Genomic DNA, 19,503 nt, shown 5'->3' with positions numbered 1-19,503 from the left:
GCATGAAACTTTCTTTTTGTACCGATAGCCTGGGCCACCTGCCGTTTGAAGCCATGCTGGATCGCCTGGGCGAACTGGGGGTGTTTGGCGTGGAAATGACCACCGGCGGCTGGTCTTCGGCACCGCATCTGGACACCGTGGCGCTGTTACAGGACGCGGGCAAGCGGCGGCGGCTGATGGCGGCGCTGGAAAGCCGCGGCATGAAAATTGCGGCGCTGAACGTTTCCGGTAATCCGCTGGAGCCAGGCGTGCTGGGCGAAAAACACCGCCATGAGACCGACAACACGCTGGCGCTGGCCGCCGGCCTGGGGGTGAAAAAAATCGTTATGATGAGCGGATTGCCGCCTGCGGCGCCCGGCGACAGCATCCCTAACTGGATCACCTATACCGTCAGTTGGCCGCCGACGCTGAAAAACTGCCTGGACTACCAGTGGAACGAGGTGGCGATCCCGTATTGGCAGAAGCTGGTAGATAAGGCGCAGGCGTTCGGCATAGAGAAGTTCGCGCTGGAAAATTTCAGCTCGATGCTGGTGTGGAACCCGGACACGCTGTTCAGGCTGCGCGACGCGGTGGGGCCGATGGTGGGCTTGAACCTCGATCCCAGCCATCTGATCTGGATGGGGGCCGATCCGATTGCCGTCGCACGGCGCCTGGGGGACGCAATCCACCACGTGCACGGCAAAGATGTGCGGCTGGAAAGGGGGATAGTGGCGGTCAACGGGCTGCTGGAAACACGGCCGGTGGAACAGGTTGCACAACGTGCCTGGAACTATGTGGCCGTCGGGTGCGGGCAGGATTTGCAGTGGTGGAAGGAATTCTTCTCGGTGGTACGCATGATGGGTTACAACGACTGGGTCTCGCTGGAGATGGAAGATCTGACCATGTCGGTCGATGCCGGTATTCATACCTCGGTTGAGGCGTTACAACGCTGCATCAGCCAATAACGCCTGTTTATTTCTGCCAAAGGCCTGCAGGTTTGCAGGCCTTTGCGCGGCAAAAGACTGTCGAAAAAAACAGGCCAATAAAAGTGTGATCTATATCGCATTTACCCCGGCAGTTGGTTAAAATATCGCTACTTCCCGCACCTGTCCGGATCCCGTTTAACATGGAACAAACCCAGGTATCTCGCTCAACCGCCTGGTTGCGCGTGGTCATCCTTGCCGTCTCGGCCTTTATCTTCAATACCACCGAATTTATTCCGGTGGGGTTGCTGAGCGACATCGCCAAAAGTTTCTCAATGCAAACCGAGCAAGTGGGTTTGATCATCACCATTTACGCCTGGATTGTCGCCTCCGCCTCTCTGGTGTGTATGCTGCTCACCAGCAAAATTGAACGGCGCAAGCTGCTGATCGGGGTGTTCATACTGTTTATCGCCAGCCATGTGCTGACCGCCGTGGCCTGGAACTTCACCACGCTGGTGATTTCCCGTGCCGGCGTGGCGCTGGCCCACGCGGTATTCTGGTCGATCACCGCCTCGCTGGCGATCCGGGTCGCCCCGGCGGGCAAAAAGGCACAGGCGCTGAGCCTGCTGGCGGGCGGCACCGCGCTGGCGATGGTGCTCGGCCTGCCGCTGGGCCGCGTGATTGGTCAGATCCTCGGCTGGCGCATGACCTTTATCGGCATTGCGGTTTGTGCCACCCTGGTGCTGGTGCTGCTGTGGCGTCTGCTGCCGGTGCTGAAAAGCGAGCATTCCGGCTCACTGTCCAGCGTGCCGATGCTGTTTAAGCGTCCGGCGCTGGTCAGCCTGTATATGCTGACCATCATCGTGGTGACGGCGAATTTCACCGCCTACAGCTATATCGAACCCTTTATTCAGACCGTGGCCGGGCTGTCGGAAAACTTCACCACGCTGATGCTGTTGCTGTTCGGTGCCGCCGGTATCATTGGCAGCCTGCTGTTTAGCCGCTTCAGCGAACGTTTCCCGTCGGGCTTTTTCATCGGCGCCATCGCGCTGTTGATGCTGAGCCTGCTGCTGCTGTTGCCGGCCTCCGGCAATGAAAATCACCTGACGCTGCTGTTTGCGGTGTGGGGTATGGCCATCATGGCGATTGGCCTGTCGATGCAGGCCAAGGTGTTGAACCTGGCGCCGGACGCCACCGACGTGGCGATGTCGATCTACTCCGGGTTGTACAACTTCGGTATCGGCGGCGGCGCGCTGCTGGGTAACCAGGTCAGCCGGCATCTGGGCATGGGCAACATCGGCTTTGTCGCTGCGCCGTTGGCGCTGATCGCCCTCGGTTGGTGTGTGCTGAACTTTTACCGCAGCGAACGCCTGCAACACCACCACATCCGCTAAACCCCTGCACACCGACAGCGGGCCAGCGACTCGCTGTCGGGCATTGCCACCCCGGTTAAATTTTCTCTCAGCAAAACAGATTGCTGCAGATTTTTATGCTTATATTTTTTTCATAGTCTGCTAATTAAATATTTAACTCCGACGCCGAGCCGATAGCATAGAAAATTATCGATTATGTTATGGCGAGGTTAATGGTGAGTGAGTCTTTGGTTGCGGGAAGCGTGGGGGCGGCCCAGTCGCCGATCCATGAACGGGATCTGTCGGCAAGAATTGATGCATTGCCTACCTCCGCCGGTCTTTGGCGGTTCATTGCCTTGCTGGCGTTGGGCGGTTTTTTTGAACTCTACGATCTGTTCCAGACCGGCTATATCAGCACCGGCTTAATCGCCGAAGGCATCTTCCATACCGGTGCGCAGGGCGTGTTCGGCGTCTCCGACCAGGCGGCATTCGCCTCCGCCACATTCCTTGGCCTGTTTATCGGCGCCAGCCTGCTCAGCCCCTATGCCGACCGCTTTGGCCGCCGCACCACCTTTATGTTCGCACTGGCCTGGTATGGCATCTTTTCGCTGTGTCTGGCTTTTCAACATCAGGCCGAATGGGTGATCTTCCTGCGCTTTTTGGTCGGCGTCGGCTTGGGCATCGAGCTGGTGACGATCGATACTTACCTGACCGAATGGGTGCCGGCACATCTGCGCACCCGGGCGTTTGCCTTCTCTTTCTTCATCCAGTTTCTTTCCGTGCCGACGGTGGCGTTAATGTCGTGGTGGCTGGTGCCGCAAACCATCCTGGGCCTGAGCGGCTGGCGTTACGTGGTGATCGCCGGTGCGGTGGCTTCGCTGGTGATCTGGCTGGTGCGTAAAGGCCTGCCGGAATCGCCGCGCTGGCTGGCACAGCAGCGGCGCTACCCGGAGGTCCGGCAGGTGATGCAGGCGATGGAACGGCGCTGCGGCGTCACCCATACGGCGGATTTCCCCGCGCATGACGCGCAAGCACACAGCGAAATGCCGGCGCAGGGGAGCTTTAAGGATATCTGGTCGCCGCGTTACCGCAGTCGCACCCTGATGCTGGTGGTGATGAACTTCTTCCAGGCCATTGGATTCTTTGGCTTTGGCAACTGGCTGCCCGCTCTGCTGGCCGGAAAGGGGGCCTCCATCACCCACAGCCTGCTGTATTCTTTCTTTATTACCCTGGCTTACCCGCTGGGATCGCTGCTGTGCAGCCGCTATGCCGACAAGATGGAAAACAAGTGGCAGATTGTACTTTCCTGCCTGGTGACGGTGATCTTCGGCTCGCTGTTTGCCCTGCAAAACAACCCCGTCTGGCTGATCCTTTGCGGTTTCTTCATCACCTGGTCCAATGCCTGGCTGACCTATAGCTACCATTCTTATCAATCGGAAGTGTTCCCGACTTATATACGCGCCCGCGCTGTCGGCTTCTGCTATTCGTTCAGCCGACTGTCGACGGTATTCAGCAGCCTGATCATCGGCATCATTCTGCAATACGGCGGCTCGGTGGGGGTTATCGCGTTTATCGTGGCCAGCATGCTGATTGTGATGGTGGTGATCGGCGTGTTTGGCCCGAAAACGCGCGGCATCGATCTGGAAAATATTTGAGTACTACTCGCGTGAGATCCTGTGAAATAAAAAGCCCGCTTAAGCTGACCTAAGCGGGCTTTCAGGCTACTGACAAAGCCTTCACTGGTGTTTAGCGTAGGGGCGCTGCATGCTGCGCCCGTTATATCTCTTAGGCGAGATCAAAACGATCGAGGTTCATCACCTTAGTCCAGGCGGCGACAAAGTCGCGTACGAAGCTGCCCTGGGCGTCTGAGCTGCCGTAGACTTCCGACAAAGCCCGTAGCTGAGAGTGCGAACCGAAGATCAGATCGGCACGCGTCGCCGTCCATTTGAGCGCACCCGTTTGGCTGTCGCGCCCTTCAAACACGCCGTCTTCGTTGGCCGCTTTCCAGGTGGTGCCCATATCCAGCAAATTGACGAAGAAGTCGTTGGTCAGCGCCTGCGGGCGTTGGGTCAACACGCCATGCTGGCTTTGACCGACGTTAGCGTTCAGCACCCGCAACCCGCCCACCAATACCGCCATTTCCGGCGCGGTCAGCGTCAACAGCTGGGCTTTATCAACCAACAGCGCCTCGGCCGGCACGCTGAATTGCTGCTTCAGGTAGTTGCGGAAGCCATCGGCCACCGGTTCCATCGCTTCGAAGGATTCGACGTCGGTCTGCTCCTGCGTTGCGTCCATGCGGCCCGGCGTGAAGGGAACGCTCATCGGGTGCCCGGCGCTGATCGCCGCCTTCTCAATGCCTGTCGCACCGGCCAGCACGATCACGTCTGCCAGCGAAACGCGTTTGTTACCTGACTGCGCCTGGTTAAAGGCCTGCTGAATACCTTCCAGCGTGGCCAGGGTTTGTGCCAGCTGAGCAGGCTCGTTCACCGCCCAATCTTTTTGTGGCGCCAGACGAATGCGCGCCCCGTTGGCCCCGCCGCGTTTGTCGGAACCGCGGAAGCTGGAGGCGGATGCCCAGGCGGTGGAAACCAGCACCGACACCGGCAGGCCGGAGGCCAGGATCCGGGTTTTGAGATCGGCGATATCCTGATCGTTAATCAACTCATGATCGACCGCCGGGATCGGATCCTGCCAAATCAGCTCTTCGGCCGGCACTTCCGGGCCGAGATAGCGAGCGCGTGGCCCCATATCGCGATGGGTCAGTTTGTACCAGGCACGGGCGAAGGCATCGGCAAGCTGGTCAGGATGTTCATAGAAACGACGTGAGATCTTTTCATAGGCCGGATCGAAACGCAGCGACAGGTCAGTCGTCAGCATGGTCGGGCGCTGCTTTTTGTTGGGATCGAAGGCATCGGGAATGGTTTCGCCGACGTCTTTGGCCACCCACTGGTGCGCCCCGGCCGGGCTTTGCGTCAGCTCCCACTCGTATTCGAACAGGTGCCGGAAGAAGTCGTGGTTCCACTGGGTCGGGGTGGTAGTCCAGGTGACTTCCAAACCGCTGGTGATGGCGTCTTTGCCCTTGCCGGTACCGAAGCTGCTATGCCAGCCGAGGCCCTGTAGCTCAAGGCCTGCACTTTCCGGATCGTCACCAACGTGCGACGCCGGGCCCGCGCCGTGGGTCTTGCCGAAGGTGTGGCCGCCGGCAATCAGCGCCACGGTTTCTTCGTCGTTCATCGCCATGCGGGCGAAGGTTTCGCGGATGTCGCGTGCCGCAGCGACCGGATCAGGGTTACCGTCCGGCCCTTCCGGGTTCACGTAGATCAGGCCCATTTGCACTGCGGCCAATGGGTCTTCAAGGTCGCGATCGCCCGAGTAGCGGCTGTTCTGACCGCCGCTCAGTTCCAGCCAGATCTTTTCCGAGCCCCAGTAAACATCATCCGGTTCCCAGGTGTCGGCGCGGCCGCCCGCGTAGCCAAAGGTTTTAAAGCCCATGGATTCAAGCGCCACGTTGCCGGTCAGGATAATCAGGTCGGCCCAGGAAATTTTACGGCCGTATTTTTGCTTAATCGGCCACAGCAGGCGACGGGCCTTATCGAGGCTCACGTTGTCGGGCCAACTGTTGAGCGGCGCAAAACGCTGCTGGCCTTCACCCGCACCGCCGCGACCGTCGCCGATGCGGTAGGTCCCGGCGCTGTGCCAGGCCATACGGATAAACAGGCCGCCATAGTGGCCAAAGTCCGCCGGCCACCACTCCTGCGAGTCGGTCATCAGGGCGTGCAGGTCTTGTTTCACCGCCGCCAGATCAAGGCTGTTGAAGGCTTTGGCGTAGTCGAAGTCCGGGTCCATCGGGTTGGAGAGGGGGGAGTGTTGGTGCAGCGGCTTCAGGCTAAGTTGGTTGGGCCACCAGTCTTGATTCGAAGGGCCGCGGCGCGGTGCATTCAGTTTACCGCCGCCCGAAAAGGGGCATTTGCTTTCAGTTGTCATGTTGCGCTCTCTGCTTCGTAGGTTGCTCGCCAGGCCCGAAAAATCTGATGCCTGAGGGAGCCGTTAGCTTGCTGTCGCGGGCGAAAGCCCACATCGGGTGTTGCGCTAAGGGTTTATCTAATCAACTGATTTAGAAAAATAAAAAATGAGCTCTCATCGTCAGGCTCGCAGCGGGGAGCCTACCGACACTCAGCATTAAGCGTAGTCAGTAGATGCAGATAGATAAAATAGGAATAGTTGAATGTTGTGATAGTTTTTAGCTATTGAATTTTGTTTTATTGATAGGGGTGCTAAGGGGAGGGAAGCAAGGCGTTGCGTTAATTACGTTAATAAAGAGGATTTCTTGATTAATGCTTCTTTGGTGGGAGGTTATAAAATGGTATCTCTGAGAGGAAATAATTTATCCAATATTAAATTAATAATAAGCTAATTAATTTTTGTTGTGCTGGTAGAGGGGTTATTAATCAAATTATGGGGATTCGGTAGCGGTTTGGTAAGATGATAGGTCTGTTTTGTGCCAAAAGCGGAAGTTGAAGCTGGCAAAAGCTCAACGGCAATGCCATCAACTTTTGGCTTAGCAAGTGAGGAAGTCTGACCGCTCTCAGTATGCGCTGATCGAAGCATGCAGCAGCGGGTCAACGGCGGCGACTATTGGGATCGGACTGCGCAGCGACGGTGCGAGCGCAGTTGAGGGATAGCTGGACTTGGTCAATTAGGCGTTGAGGGGGGGCGAGCTCGTCAAGTTCAGAAGCCAGTACACTCTGGTTTAGTAAAACTAATAATGACCAATAACAAAAAACTTCTTAATGGATAAAAAACATAGTTCATCATGCACCCCCTTAATAAATTCATTGGGAATCGTATTAAGGAGAGTGCGTTTTCTCGAGTATTAAATGAAAAATTAAATAATCAATTTGAAGCCACCCTACCAGAAAGCCCAATAGAATCCGTTATCCTTTCGCTCAAAGATCTTCCCGAGTTATTTCCCGTAAGAAATTCAACTAGAATATCTCCAAGCCTAGCCCTTATTTGCGCGGGGGAATTTAATCTAAAAACCTCTTCGGTTTTAATTGCTTTGGATTTATCAATGTTAATGAACTCAATTACACCGGTATTTTCATTTAGAAAGAAGTGCTCATCAATATTATCAAAGTATGGGTGTATGATAGTGCTACCAATTCTAAGAATAGACTCGCCATTGTTTATTCCGTAATCATTTTCTCCTTTAACACCTAATCCATTACATAGACAGCAAGATAAAACAAGGTTATTCATTTCGAATACGAACTTCTCATAATTCCCATGTTCAGCTCCTTTAGGATAAAAGTGGTCTATATGAACATTTGAATTTTCATTTTTTAAATGTGAAAAATGAATCCCACAGTAAAAACAGTGATTTTCTTGATATCCCTTCAAAGCAGTTTTGATTTTTTTCTTAAGTGCTTCCCTTGCTTTTATATCACCGCGAATAAAAGTGTTTAACTCAGAGGCAGTAGATTTCCATGACTTAGCACCTAATAGATTACACTTATTTGCAAGTGCGACTTCACTTCCAGTCAAGATAAACGCCTGTGATGGTTTAACGAATTTATAAAGTCTCATTTTCAACCTTCGATAAAAAAATCTCGGATTGAACAATAAACTTACTTAATGGATCCGCATCGGGAAGCTTGTATTGAGATAGCCGTAATACTGCCTCACGTAATTTATTTATGTTTTCTGATGTTTGCGTCCAGTTGCTCATGGATGAAGCTACAAATTTTACATCATAATCGAATGATTGATTGTTTTTATTCAAAACGCCAAAAACACTATATAGAATCATGTCTGCGGACCATCCAGATGGTGATCCATCGAGTGAACTGAAAAATATCTGCCCATTAATTTTATTTTTTCTAGCAACAATGACATCAGAGTTTTTCAAGGGTAACGTCGTAACAATTAAGTGTGAGTGCGTAGCTACAACAACATGGCAGTTATTAAATTGAGATATCATTTTATTTAATACTGACATGTAATTTATTTGCCAACTCGGATGTAAACTAATTTCTGGCTCATCAATTAAAATTAAAGAGCTGTTTTCAAGCTCTGCCATTAATGTAATGATGCTCTTTAATAAATGAAACTGCCCTGAACTCAAATGTTGAAACTTTATATTTCCACCGGGAGAGAAATCAGTTAAGGTTATCAGTCTCGATTTAAGAACGTAATCTACTTCATGTGCATTTTTCGGAAGGCCAACTTTGAGCATTTCATCGAGGTCAAAATTAATGCTGATATTTTTTTCAGTATCTTTGAATGTTTTATTTATTTTTCTCAAGACATCATTCTTAAGTATTACGTCATTTTGCATTTTAATTAAAGTTGATGGTGCAAACCTATTTGATATTTTGAAACTATCAACCATGTCTTTGACTATTGTACTTAAAGTTAAAACTGATTTTTGACGAGAATTTTCAAAAAGTTCCTCAACACCTCTGGATTGTGAAAAGTCGAATTTATAATTTAATGGAAGGCCAAGGTCATTAATTATTTCTTTAAAAATTCTCAACCTAGATGGATTTGCACAAATCTTCACCATGCAATGAAATAATTCATCTCTCATCTTACCTGTAAAAGCATTATTGCTTGCAGTTCTAATCCCAAGATATCGGTAAAAACCTTTATTTTTTTCTTCTGCATCTTTATTTAAAAATGGGAACTTATCATTCAAACTAAATGATGAGGCTATTAATTTTTCGGGCCATTTGGTGTTTTTATCAATGGGTGTGTCTATTCTAACAAACTTACTAATGGCTTTACCTTTTGACTGCTCTCGAAGTCTAAAATATTCAACAATTTCCTTTAGAAATTCGCTTTTCCCTGTTCCATTTTCTCCAATGAGTAAAGTAATGAAATTACTTCCCTCAGTTCTTCTCTTGTTTTTGAGTCTTACTTCTGAATTATTGAATATTGCATGTGCGGAAAAATTTATGGTTTTAATGTACGACATATCTCTATCCCTTGAATTCTTCACTATGAACACATCATATGTAAACTTCTGTCGCGCCGCAACTGCGGCTTGACTTCTGGCGACAGCTCACAAAGTCGAGCTTTGCACGCTGCCGTCCAGCTTAAAGATACTTCTTAAATGATGCGGTCAGTGCCATTCCCAGCATCGGTGCCAGAGGCGTACAAAAAATCTCCGATGGTAATAACTGTTATAGGCGTTACTTGCCACATTCTGTTGAGAAATAGTTAAAATTGATTTGAAATTCACCATGAAGTCAATTAGCTTAACTTCCGCTTTTCGCTCAGAGCGGACCTTCTGCCCAGTGAGCTAGTCCGCTACGTGCCAGCAGCGGACGTTAGTCAGATAAGTTTTAAAACAGATCGATTAGTCATATTCATCCAAAGTTCCATTGACTTCCCCTTGTTCAATCGAACTAAGCCCAAACTTTCCAACTAATACTTCACATTGCATAATAACTGAAATAGTCATAGTCCGGCCATCAACCCCGTCTTCCTTATAATGGTGGCCACTTGCATTTGCAGATAATTCAGCATGAAAACCATTATCAAAATCAAAGTGCTCAAGCTTAATATCTTCTACAAATTCAAAGATCGTATCTGATTCTGCAATGGCGCCTGAAGTCCCATTATCATCAAATATATCGTATGAATTATTTTCAAATTCATCCTTGCATTCTTCGGCAAGACTGTCACCAGTAATTAATTTGAAAGGTACACCGTCAAAAAGCATTTCAAAATGATTAAAGACAACGTCTGCTGAAAAATCTTCATTATCTGAATTCTCATCTAATACAATCTGCTCAAGACGTTTAGCCAACTCATCATCATAATAAACGTATTTAACCTTCCCTAAGGTTTCATTATTAAATCTTTTATCATTTAGAAGTGCTTCAAAACTTTCATAACCAAAAAGCGCAGCCACAATAGAACCTAATGCGTGTAGAGAAATATTTATATTATCTTCATTTAAACTTTCTTCTATTTTCAATAATAGAAAATACGTAGATGGGAATCGATTAGAAGCGTGAGTAGCCCTAGCTGTCGCACTATCACTTTCGAATCTTATTTTTTCTAACTCTGTTTGTTTGTCCTTTTTTTCTAGTTCTAATTTCAATAATTTTGCTTTGCTTTCTGCTTCTTGTGTTTTCGCTTCTTGTTCTTTGGCTTTTTCTTTCGCTTCTAAAGCTTTTGAATCTAAACGAGAACTCCTTTGTCTCAGATGTTCCAGTATCTCATTTCGCTTATCAATATCTTGTTGAACCAACTGCTCAAGAAATTGTTTGTTTGGATTGGCTTTTAGTTTCTCCTTGTTGAGATTTTTTTGTTGGTTAATCTTAATTAACTCTCTATCAACAGCCTGTTTATGCAGTTTTTCATTAGCCCAGTGTTGAAGAAAATTCATGGACATTGATACCCATGGAAACAGAAACAAATAAAACAATGTAATAGATAGCGGGATTAAAAGCACATAATTCCATCCCCACATCGGTGTTTCATAAAGATAGTTATAAAAGATTACGATACGTTCATTAACTTTCCCCTCTCCCCAGAAAAGTCGGGATAAGTGATTCCAATTACATACCAGCCAAGAGATTATAAACGTGCCAATAAATGGATCGTTTATTCTTGTCTTCGCATTCCCAGCTATTGAAGCACAAATATCATCTATGATTTTCATCTTTTTCCAAAAAAATGATTAGTAAACGATTAGTCGTAATCCAGCAGAGGCCTAATAACTCTCACTATAATAAGTTTCATCAAGCTCAAACCTTATAGATATCATGGTAGCTTGTTTCTCGTTCAACTTCATCATTTTTGCCTATGTTTGATGGATAAATGTTAGACTATTCGAACAGCACTACCAAATATATAGTAAAAATATAATAGCTAGTATCATGAGTAGTAGAAAGACACAGGATGGAACCGTTTAACCAGATAGACTAGGGTCTAATTCATCCACAGTGTATGTCAGCTTTTCGCTCATAGCCGCCGATCAGAAAAAACAAAAGCAAAAAGCCCGCTCAGGTTTACCTGAGCGGGCTTCTCTAATATGGCTCCTCTGACTGGACTCGAACCAGTGACATACGGATTAACAGTCCGCCGTTCTACCGACTGAACTACAGAGGAATCGTGTGAACGGCCGGAATCATAACGGGGTGTTGGCAGCATGTCAAAGGCGGATTACGCATTCTGTGACTGTTTGCTTACAGAATGCGCAACCCGTTGACGTTTTGGCAGATTTAGCCCAGTTCCGCGCGTTTTAACCGCAGCTGATAGTGGTAATGGCTGCGGCTGAGCAGGTAGTCCGCATTGACGCTTGGGCTCCAGGAATCGTCGCCGCCGACCCCCATATGGAAGCCGTCCAGGTTGAGCCAGGTACCGGCTTCCGGCTGCAACAGGTGTTGGTGGCTACAGTCCATCAGCTGACGCAGGCCGTAGCGGCTGAGTGAAAAGTGGAACTGCCCGTCGACGTGCCAGTCGCCGTACTGCAACTGGCGGGTGTCGCAGCGCAGGCCGTTTTCGCCGGGGAAGATATACGGCGTGTGCAGTTCTTCCAGCGGTCGTTGCCAGCGCCCGAATTGCGCGGCAAGGCGACGGTCCGGATAGTTTTCATGCGGCCCCAGGCCCAGCCATTGTGCCTGCGGATGGGTGTCCGCCAGTTGGCAGGTCAGGCCGATACGCGCCGGTGGCGGCAGGCTGGCGGCGATTGCGACGTCAACGCTGACGCTGACCGCGCCCTGGCTGTCGAACAACCACTGTTTGCGGCTGCATAACAGCGTTTCCCCATCTACCCCGAACCGGTGCTCGCTCACCACCCTTACGCCGTCGCTCAGCAGATCGGCCTGCAGCAGCACGCAGTGCTCTTCCAGCCGGTACATGCCGGCCAGCTTCCAGCGTTCGACCCAGGCATTGGGATCGATACGTTCCACTTCGCTGATGCCAATGTCGTTATCCAACGGCGCACGGATAAAGTTATCTTGCAGCGGCGTCAGCAGCAGCGCTTCGCCATCTTGCCACCATTGGCTCAGGAGGCCATTTTCGCGGGTAAACTGCCAGCGTTGCTCGCCATGGCTGATCTCAATCGTCCGCTCATTCTGGTTCAGCTGTGGGGCAAGGCCTTTCGTTGCCGGCGGCGCCAAATGCAGCGTGCGCGGTACCGGCCATTGATCCCAGGCGCAGCGATGGTTGGCTTCGGACCAGTCGGTGGCCTTGGGCTGCACCACCGCCACATTCAGCCACAGCTCGCCGGGCTGATGAAGTATCGGCAAGCGGTCGAGCAGGTGGAAGCTGGCGCTGCCCTGCGGTGGTAGCGCGAGGTCAAAGCTGCCGCTGGCGCGTTCTACGCCGTCCAGCTCCAGCCGCCAGTCCAGCCGTTCGTTATCGCTATGGCGGAACAGGTACTCGCTGCTGACGGTCAACGTCAGCGTTGTGGCATCAAAGGCAAATTGGAAAAACTGCTGGGCGCGTTGCGCCTCGAACAGCGCCGGGTGTGGCGTGCGATCGGGGAACACCAGGCCGTTAAGGCAGAATTGCCGATCGTTAGGCGTGTCGCCGAAGTCGCCGCCGTACGCCCAGAACTCATCTCCGTTGTCATCGCGGCGGGTGAGTGCCTGATCGACCCAGTCCCAGACGAAGCCACCTTGCAGGCGCGGATACTGGCGGAAGGCCTGCCAATAACGGTCAAAACCGCCGAAGCTGTTGCCCATCGCGTGAGCGTATTCGCACAGGATCAGCGGTCGCTGTTCATCCGGCAGGCCGATCCACTTCTTGATCGACCACTTGGGCACGGCAGGGAACGGCTGATCCTGATCCACCCGGGCGTACATCGGGCAGATAATGTCGGTCGCGGCGCTGTTGGCGCCGCCGCCTTCATACTGCACCGGGCGGGTAGGGTCCTGGCTTTTCACCCATCGATAAAGCGCATCGTGATTGCAGCCGTGGCCGGATTCGTTGCCCAGCGACCAGATAATAATGCAGGGATGGTTGCGATCCCGCTGCACCATGCGCGTCACGCGCTCGCTCATCGCCGGTAGCCACAGCGGATCGTCGGAAAGCCGGTTCATCGGCTGCATGCCGTGGGTTTCAATATTGGCTTCGTCGACCACGTACAGCCCGTAGCGGTCGCACAGCCGGTACCACAGCGGGTGATTCGGGTAGTGGGAGCAGCGCACCGCATTGAAGTTGTGCTGTTTCATCAACAGAATGTCGTGGCGCATCGTGGCTTCATCCATCACCTGACCGTGCTGTGGGTGATGTTCATGCCGGTTGGTACCGCGGATCAGCAGCGGCTGGCCGTTCAGCTTCAGCAACCCGTTGCTGATTTCGACCTGACGGAAGCCAACGTCATAGGCTTCCACCTCAATAATTTCTCCGTCTGGCGCCAACAGTGCCAGCGTGGCCCGGTACAGCGTTGGGGTTTCAGCACTCCACAATGCAGGCTGTTCCACCGGCAGGCGCAGCGTTGTGCGGTCATCATAGGCACCGCGCTCGTCGATAATTTCGCTGCCGAGCGCCTGGATTTTTTCGCCAATCAACTGGCCATCGCGCCACAGCTGCAGTTGCACCCGGTGCTGCGTCGGTCGATTGACGTGCGCTTCCACCACCAGTTCGCCACGGCGGAAGCCGTCGTAAAGCGGAGTTGTGATGCGGATATCGCTCAGGTGGGTGGCGGGTTTATGCAGCAGGCTGACGTCGCGGAAAATCCCGCTCATGCGCCACATATCCTGATCTTCCAGATAGCTGCCATCGCACCAGCGCAGCACCATCACCGCCAGTCGGTTTTCACCGGCCTGCAGCCAGGGGCTGAGGTCAAATTCGGCGGGCAGGCGGCTGTCTTGCGAATAGCCGACCCAATGGCCGTTGCACCACAGGTAAAACGCCGAGTTGACGCCGTCAAAGATAATGCGCGTCTGCCCCTCGGCCAGCCAGGCGGGATCGACGGTGAACTGGCGGGAATAGCAACCGGTCGGGTTTTCTTCCGGCACCAGCGGCGGGTTGACCGGGATCGGGTAGCGGACGTTGGTGTAGATCGGCGCGTCATAACCGGCAAGTTGCCAGTTGGACGGCACCGCCAGCCGGTCGGCATCGGGCAGGTCTTGCCGCAGCCAGGCTTCGGGCACCGCCTGCGGGCTGCGGTAATAGCTGAACTGCCAGTGGCCGTTTAACGTTTTCTGGCTGCTGCTGGGGCTGTCGTCACGTGCCGCGTTCAGATCGCGCCAGCTCGCAAAAGGCGGATGCGCAGCCAGCCGCTGATAATGGGTGCAGGCCGGATTTTGCCAGTCCCGGCGGGCAATAAGGTCTTTCAGGGAAGGAGAGGGCAGAGCACTCATCGGCGATCGTCCTGTCGGCAGAGTAGAGGGGCATCATGCCGAATAAGATGCTGAGGAGAACCCAAAAAGTAAAGCGGTTACATTCAAGCTTGCAGGGGCGATCAAATAACCGCTTATTCTGGCCGAGCAGGCCGGTAAATCCGCTGCGGACGGCCTACCTTGCCGTAAATGATTTCGGCGCGCAGCTGCTGGGCGGCGGTACAAAACTCCAGATAACGGCGTGCCGTGGTGCGGCTTAACCCCATCTGTTGCGCAACGCTTTCAGCGGTGTGGCTGGCCGAGGGCTGTTCGAACAGGCCGCGTATTTTAACCAGCGTCAGCTCATCGATGCCTGCCGGCAATGTCGCCATAGGCTCGCCGCGGGCGTAGGTATTGAACATCTGATCAATGCGGCGCTGGTTAAGGTGTGCCTTATCCTTCAGCGCCTGGTGCCGCTGGCTGAAACGCAATAGCGTGTGGGCCAGCCGATCATAGGCCAGCGGTTTGATCAGGTAATCGAACACCCCGTAGCGCAGGGCTTCGGCCACGGTATCCATGTCGCTGGCGGCGGTGATAAAGACGATACCGCCGGCATAACCGCTCAGCGTCAGTTCGCGCAGCAGCTCAATGCCCTGGCCGTCGGGCAGGAAGTTATCCAGCAGGATCAGATCCGGCTTGAAGCGCTCGACCATGGTACGGGCCTGCGCCAGGGTACCCGCCAACCAGATTTGTCGGCAGCCGCCGTTTTGCCGGATAAATTCCGCGTGCATTTCTGCCAGCGGCGTTTCGTCTTCGACGATCAGTATATTCAGCCATTCCATAGTGAATCCCGTCTCCCCGTCGTCTTGCAGATTGCGATCAATATGCTACGAAAATGTAAGTTAATTGCCGCGTAAAATAAAGATTATCTCAATAATAAACACCATAAAAATAATTAAGTAAATAAAGAACATTAAATAACTTATTAACCGAAAGGGGTTTGTGAAATAGGTCAATAATTCGCTATTTTTTTCTGTTTACCATTGTTTCATTAGATGTCCTTGGTGGATTTATCTCCATGGTTTTTAAGGTTTTAATTCCAGTGATAAATGTTAACCGACACTCTTTTTTGTATTTATTTTGTTATTTAATAGTTAACCCAGAGAGCGTGTTATGTTGGGCGACACCCTATTTAATCGAGTCAAAAGGTCCGATCATAAAAGTATCGCGCAGATTAATGCTTTCCTGCGCAGTAACGATCTGAATATTGACACCACGGTTGAAATATTTATTACCGTGACGCAAAACGATAAGTTGGTCGCCTGCGGCGGCATTGCCGACAATATTATCAAATGCGTCGCCATCAGCCCGCAAATGCGCGGCGAAGGTTTGGGGCTGACGTTGGCAACGGAGCTGGTGAATCTGGCTTATGAACGCCATCACACCCAGCTGTTTATCTACACCAAAATCCAAAATGAGCCGCTGTTCCAGCAATGCGGTTTCTACCCCATCGCCCGGGTGCCGGGCATCGTGGTGCTGATGGAAAACAGCCCGTGCCGGCTTAAACGCTATGCCGCTCAGTTAGCGGGCCAGCGCCGGCCGGGCACCACCATCGGCAGTATCGTGATGAACGCCAACCCCTTTACCCGCGGCCACCAATACCTGGTGCGCCAGGCCGCTGCGCAATGCGACTGGCTGCACCTGTTTTTGGTCAAGGAAAATACCTCGCGCTTCAGCTATGAAGATCGGCGGCGGCTGGTGCTGGCGGGCACCGCAGATATTCCTAACCTGACGGTGCACGAAGGGTCGCAATACGTCATTTCACGCGCCACCTTCCCCTGTTACTTCATTAAAGATCAAGGTATTGCCGACGACTGCTACACCGAAATCGATCTGAAGATCTTCCGCCAGTATCTGGCGCCCGCGTTGGGCATTACCCACCGCTTCGTCGGCAACGAGCCTTTCTGCGCGGTCACCGCCAAGTACAACCGCGATATGCGTTATTGGCTGGAAACCCCGGCGCTGCCCAGCCCGCCGATCGCGCTGGTGGAAATCGAGCGTTTGCAATATCAGGGCACGGCGATCTCCGCCTCCTGGGTGCGCAAGCTGCTGGCCGCCGGTGACTTTCACGCCGCCGCGCCGCTGGTGCCGCCGGACACCCTGTATTACCTACAAGATTTGCAAACGCAGCGCCGGGCCAAGCCGGCGACACCCCCCTTTGAATCCGCACAATCAGGTGAAAGATGAAAATTATCCGAGAAGCAATGGCCGGCACGCTGGAATCCAGCGATGTCATGGTGCGCATCGCCCCCGCCGAGGGGCCGGAACACGATCTGCTGATCGCCAGCAGCGTAGAGAAACAGTTCGGCGAAGCGATCCGCCAAACGTTGCTGGAGGTGCTGCAACGTTATCAGGTGGAGCCGGTGCAGGTGATGGTGGACGACAAAGGCGCGCTCGACTGCGTGCTGCGGGCCCGGCTGGAAACCGCGCTGATGCGCGCCAGCGACAATGGCCTACTGCCATGGGGGACGCGTCATGAAAACGCTGAATAAACACCGTCTGCGCCGCAGCATGCTGTTCGTGCCCGGTGCCAATGCGGCCATGGTGAGCAACGCCTTTATCTATCAGGCCGATGCGCTGATGTTCGATCTGGAAGACTCGGTGATCCTGCGCGAAAAAGACGCCGCGCGGCGACTGGTGTATCACGCGTTGCAACACCCGCTGTATCAGGAAGTGGAAACCATCGTGCGCGTCAACGCACTGGATTCCGCCTACGGGCTGGCGGATCTGCAGGCAGTAGTGCGCGGCGGGGCGGATATCGTGCGCCTGCCGAAAACCGACAGCGCGCAGGACGTGGTGGATATGGATCGCGAAATTGCCGCCATCGAAGCCGACTGCGGGCGCCCGGTGGGCAGTACCGGCCTGCTGGCGGCGATTGAGTCGGCGGCGGGGATCACCCAGGCGGTCGCCATCGCCCATGCCTCACCGCGTTTGATCGGCATCGCGCTCGGCGCGGAAGACTACGTGCGCAACCTGCGTACCGAACGTTCGCCGGAGGGCATTGAGCTGCTTTTTGCGCGTTGCTCGATATTACAGGCGGCGCGGGCCGCGGGCATTCAGGCGTTCGACACCGTGTATTCCGACGCCAATAACGAAACCGGCTTTCTGCAGGAAGCGGCGCTGATCAAACAGCTTGGCTTCGACGGCAAATCCCTGATTAACCCACGGCAAATCGAACTGCTGCACAACCTGTATGCGCCAACCGCCAAAGAAGTGGCTCACGCCCAGCGGGTGGTGGATGCCGCGGCGGCGGCGGAGCAGGAAGGGCGCGGGGTAGTGTCGCTCAACGGCAAGATGGTCGACAGCCCGGTGATTGAACGCGCGCGGCTGGTATTGCAACGCGCAGCGCTTTCCGGCATCCGCGAAGCGTCGGTTCAGCACGGAGAGGAAGCATAATGAAACGCCAACAACGACTGATGACCCTGAACAACCTGGCGGACCTGCGCTGCTATCAGGATGCCTCCAAGGCCAACCTGCAGGCGCGCAAGCCGCGCGATATCAAACGCTGCGACACGCTGGAACAGGCGGTACGCCGCAGCGGTTTGCAGGACGGAATGACCATCTCTTTCCACCACGCGTTTCGCGGCGGCGATCTGGCGCTGAATCAGGTGATGGAAACGCTGGCGGCGATGGGGTTCCGCAACCTGACGCTGGCCTCCAGCTCGCTGAGCGAATGCCATGCGCCGCTGGTCGGCCATATCCGCAACGGGGTGGTGAGCCGCATTTACACCTCCGGCCTGCGCGGCCCGCTGGCGGATGCCATCTCACGCGGCCTGCTGGCCGAACCGGTACAAATTCACTCCCACGGTGGCCGCGTCAACCTGATCGAGTCCGGTGAACTGGCGATAGACGTCGCTTTCCTCGGGGTTCCGGCCTGCGACGAATTCGGCAATGCCAACGGCTACAGCGGCGAAGCCTGCTGCGGTTCGTTGGGCTACGCCAAAGTGGATGCCGATACCGCAGGCACCGTGGTGTTGCTGACCGAAGCGATCCTGCCTTATCCGCATCATCCGGCCAGCCTGGCGCAGGATCGGGTCGATCTGATCGTTCAACTCGAGCGAGTGGGGGACGCCGACAAGATCGGTGCCGATGCCACCCGCATGACCTCCAACCCGCGTGAATTACTGATTGCCCGCCGCGCTGCCGAAGTGATTGCCGGTTCCGGCTTCTTTACCGAAGGATTCTCGCTGCAAACCGGCACCGGCGGGGCTTCGTTGGCGGTGACGCGTTTTCTGGAAGACAAAATGCGCGCGCGTGGCGTTCGCGCCGGTTTCGCCCTCGGCGGCATTACCTCAACCATGGTGGATCTGCATGAAAAAGGGCTGATTGCTCGCCTGCTGGACGTGCAGAGTTTTGACCGCGCGGCGGCGATGTCGTTGGCGCGCAATCCCAATCACATTGAAATCAGCGCCAATCAGTATGCCAACTTCAGTTCGAAGGGCGCTTCGGTCGACCGGCTTGACGTGGTGGTGCTAAGCGCGCTGGAGATCGATACCGGCTTCAACGTCAACGTGCTGACCGGTTCCGACGGCGTGCTGCGCGGGGCTTCTGGCGGTCACTGCGACACCGCCGCGGCGGCACGGTTGGCGATCATCGTCGCACCGCTGGTGCGCGGGCGCATTCCAACGCTGGTCGAGCAGGTGACCACCTGCGTCACGCCGGGCTCCAGCATCGACATTTTGGTTACCGATCACGGTATTGCCGTTAACCCGGCGCGGCCGGAGTTGGCGCAGCGGCTGCAAGAGGCCGGGCTGCCGGTGGTTGGCATCGACTGGCTACGCCAGCGTGCGCTGTTGCTGACCGGCGAACCGCAGCCGATCGCCTTCACCGACAAAGTGGTGGCGGTCGTGCGTTATCGCGACGGTTCGGTGATCGACGTGGTGCATCAGGTGGCGGAGTAACGTG

At 53.6% G+C, this 19,503-nt stretch carries 13 protein-coding genes and 1 tRNA gene; 7 read left to right on the top strand and 7 right to left on the bottom strand.

The window, feature by feature from the left end:
* The first annotated feature begins 2 nt into the window (after positions 1–2).
* The 3 genes from EBA31_RS17350 (at position 3) to EBA31_RS17340 (ending at position 3,909) form a co-directional block, all read left to right on the top strand.
* Positions 3–944 (top strand): sugar phosphate isomerase/epimerase, encoded by a 942-nt coding sequence (locus tag EBA31_RS17350; protein ID WP_122079849.1) that lies wholly within the window; start codon positions 3–5, stop codon positions 942–944.
* 161 nt (positions 945–1,105) lie between these two features.
* Positions 1,106–2,296 carry a sugar transporter gene (locus EBA31_RS17345; protein ID WP_122079848.1) on the top strand — a complete coding sequence of 397 codons (1,191 nt, stop codon included), beginning with the start codon at positions 1,106–1,108 and terminating at the stop codon, positions 2,294–2,296.
* 191 nt (positions 2,297–2,487) lie between these two features.
* Positions 2,488–3,909, top strand: a complete 1,422-nt coding sequence (locus EBA31_RS17340; RefSeq protein WP_238387476.1) for an MFS transporter — start codon at positions 2,488–2,490, stop codon at positions 3,907–3,909.
* A gap of 130 nt (positions 3,910–4,039) precedes the next feature.
* On the opposite strand, the gene katG is transcribed toward EBA31_RS17340, so the two are convergent.
* The 7 genes from katG to dpiA form a co-directional block, all read right to left on the bottom strand.
* Positions 4,040–6,238, bottom strand: a complete 2,199-nt coding sequence (gene katG / locus EBA31_RS17335; RefSeq protein WP_122079847.1) for a catalase/peroxidase HPI — start codon at positions 6,236–6,238, stop codon at positions 4,040–4,042.
* A 909-nt stretch (positions 6,239–7,147) separates the two neighbouring features.
* On the bottom strand, positions 7,148–7,798 hold the full coding sequence (locus EBA31_RS17330; RefSeq protein ID WP_162302905.1) for a hypothetical protein: 651 nt from the start codon (positions 7,796–7,798) through the stop codon (positions 7,148–7,150).
* Between the two features lie 28 nt (positions 7,799–7,826).
* Positions 7,827–9,230, bottom strand: a complete 1,404-nt coding sequence (locus EBA31_RS17325; RefSeq protein ID WP_122079845.1) for an AAA family ATPase — start codon at positions 9,228–9,230, stop codon at positions 7,827–7,829.
* Positions 9,231–9,614: 384 nt separating this feature from the next.
* The gene (locus tag EBA31_RS17320; RefSeq protein ID WP_122079844.1) at positions 9,615–10,928 is read right to left on the bottom strand and encodes a hypothetical protein; all 1,314 of its coding nucleotides are present in this window, start codon (positions 10,926–10,928) and stop codon (positions 9,615–9,617) included.
* A gap of 373 nt (positions 10,929–11,301) precedes the next feature.
* Positions 11,302–11,377, bottom strand: a tRNA-Asn gene (locus EBA31_RS17315).
* Positions 11,378–11,490: 113 nt separating this feature from the next.
* Positions 11,491–14,580, bottom strand: a complete 3,090-nt coding sequence (locus EBA31_RS17310) for a beta-galactosidase (RefSeq protein ID WP_122079843.1) — start codon at positions 14,578–14,580, stop codon at positions 11,491–11,493.
* 113 nt (positions 14,581–14,693) lie between these two features.
* The gene (gene dpiA / locus EBA31_RS17305) at positions 14,694–15,380 is read right to left on the bottom strand and encodes a two-component response regulator DpiA (RefSeq protein ID WP_122079842.1); all 687 of its coding nucleotides are present in this window, start codon (positions 15,378–15,380) and stop codon (positions 14,694–14,696) included.
* 331 nt (positions 15,381–15,711) lie between these two features.
* On the opposite strand from dpiA, the gene citC reads away from it, so the two are divergent.
* The 4 genes from citC to citF are packed head-to-tail and all read left to right on the top strand — an operon-like array spanning position 15,712 to position 19,499.
* Positions 15,712–16,785 carry a [citrate (pro-3S)-lyase] ligase gene (citC, locus tag EBA31_RS17300; protein WP_122079841.1) on the top strand — a complete coding sequence of 358 codons (1,074 nt, stop codon included), beginning with the start codon at positions 15,712–15,714 and terminating at the stop codon, positions 16,783–16,785.
* Entirely contained in the window at positions 16,782–17,090 is a 309-nt protein-coding gene (gene citD, locus EBA31_RS17295) for a citrate lyase acyl carrier protein (RefSeq protein WP_044552444.1), read from the top strand. Before citC ends, citD begins: the two co-directional genes overlap by 4 nt.
* Complete coding sequence (gene citE, locus EBA31_RS17290; protein ID WP_020827712.1) at positions 17,074–17,994, top strand: citrate (pro-3S)-lyase subunit beta; 921 nt, start codon at positions 17,074–17,076, stop codon at positions 17,992–17,994. Before citD ends, citE begins: the two co-directional genes overlap by 17 nt.
* Positions 17,994–19,499: a citrate lyase subunit alpha gene (gene citF / locus EBA31_RS17285; protein WP_044552441.1), complete on the top strand. Its 1,506-nt coding sequence runs from the start codon at positions 17,994–17,996 to the stop codon at positions 19,497–19,499. Before citE ends, citF begins: the two co-directional genes overlap by 1 nt.
* Positions 19,500–19,503: the final 4 nt, after the last annotated feature.

It is taken from the genome of Serratia sp. P2ACOL2 (assembly GCF_003691565.1).
GTDB classification, from domain to species: domain Bacteria; phylum Pseudomonadota; class Gammaproteobacteria; order Enterobacterales; family Enterobacteriaceae; genus Serratia; species Serratia liquefaciens.
Note: the sequence above shows the minus strand (reverse complement) of the source record. Positions and strands in the feature narration are given on the sequence as shown.

Bases quoted from the DNA above. Each gene is read 5' to 3' on its own strand.
- EBA31_RS17350 (WP_122079849.1), top strand. From the start codon at position 3: ATGAAACTTTCTTTTTGTACCGATAGCCTGGGCCACCTGCCGTTTGAA.
- EBA31_RS17345 (WP_122079848.1), top strand. From the start codon at position 1,106: ATGGAACAAACCCAGGTATCTCGCTCAACCGCCTGGTTGCGCGTGGTC.
- EBA31_RS17340 (WP_238387476.1), top strand. From the start codon at position 2,488: ATGGTGAGTGAGTCTTTGGTTGCGGGAAGCGTGGGGGCGGCCCAGTCG.
- katG (WP_122079847.1), bottom strand. From the start codon at position 6,238: ATGACAACTGAAAGCAAATGCCCCTTTTCGGGCGGCGGTAAACTGAAT.
- EBA31_RS17325 (WP_122079845.1), bottom strand. From the start codon at position 9,230: ATGTCGTACATTAAAACCATAAATTTTTCCGCACATGCAATATTCAAT.
- EBA31_RS17320 (WP_122079844.1), bottom strand. From the start codon at position 10,928: ATGAAAATCATAGATGATATTTGTGCTTCAATAGCTGGGAATGCGAAG.
- EBA31_RS17310 (WP_122079843.1), bottom strand. From the start codon at position 14,580: ATGAGTGCTCTGCCCTCTCCTTCCCTGAAAGACCTTATTGCCCGCCGG.
- dpiA (WP_122079842.1), bottom strand. From the start codon at position 15,380: ATGGAATGGCTGAATATACTGATCGTCGAAGACGAAACGCCGCTGGCA.
- citC (WP_122079841.1), top strand. From the start codon at position 15,712: ATGTTGGGCGACACCCTATTTAATCGAGTCAAAAGGTCCGATCATAAA.
- citD (WP_044552444.1), top strand. From the start codon at position 16,782: ATGAAAATTATCCGAGAAGCAATGGCCGGCACGCTGGAATCCAGCGAT.
- citE (WP_020827712.1), top strand. From the start codon at position 17,074: ATGAAAACGCTGAATAAACACCGTCTGCGCCGCAGCATGCTGTTCGTG.
- citF (WP_044552441.1), top strand. From the start codon at position 17,994: ATGAAACGCCAACAACGACTGATGACCCTGAACAACCTGGCGGACCTG.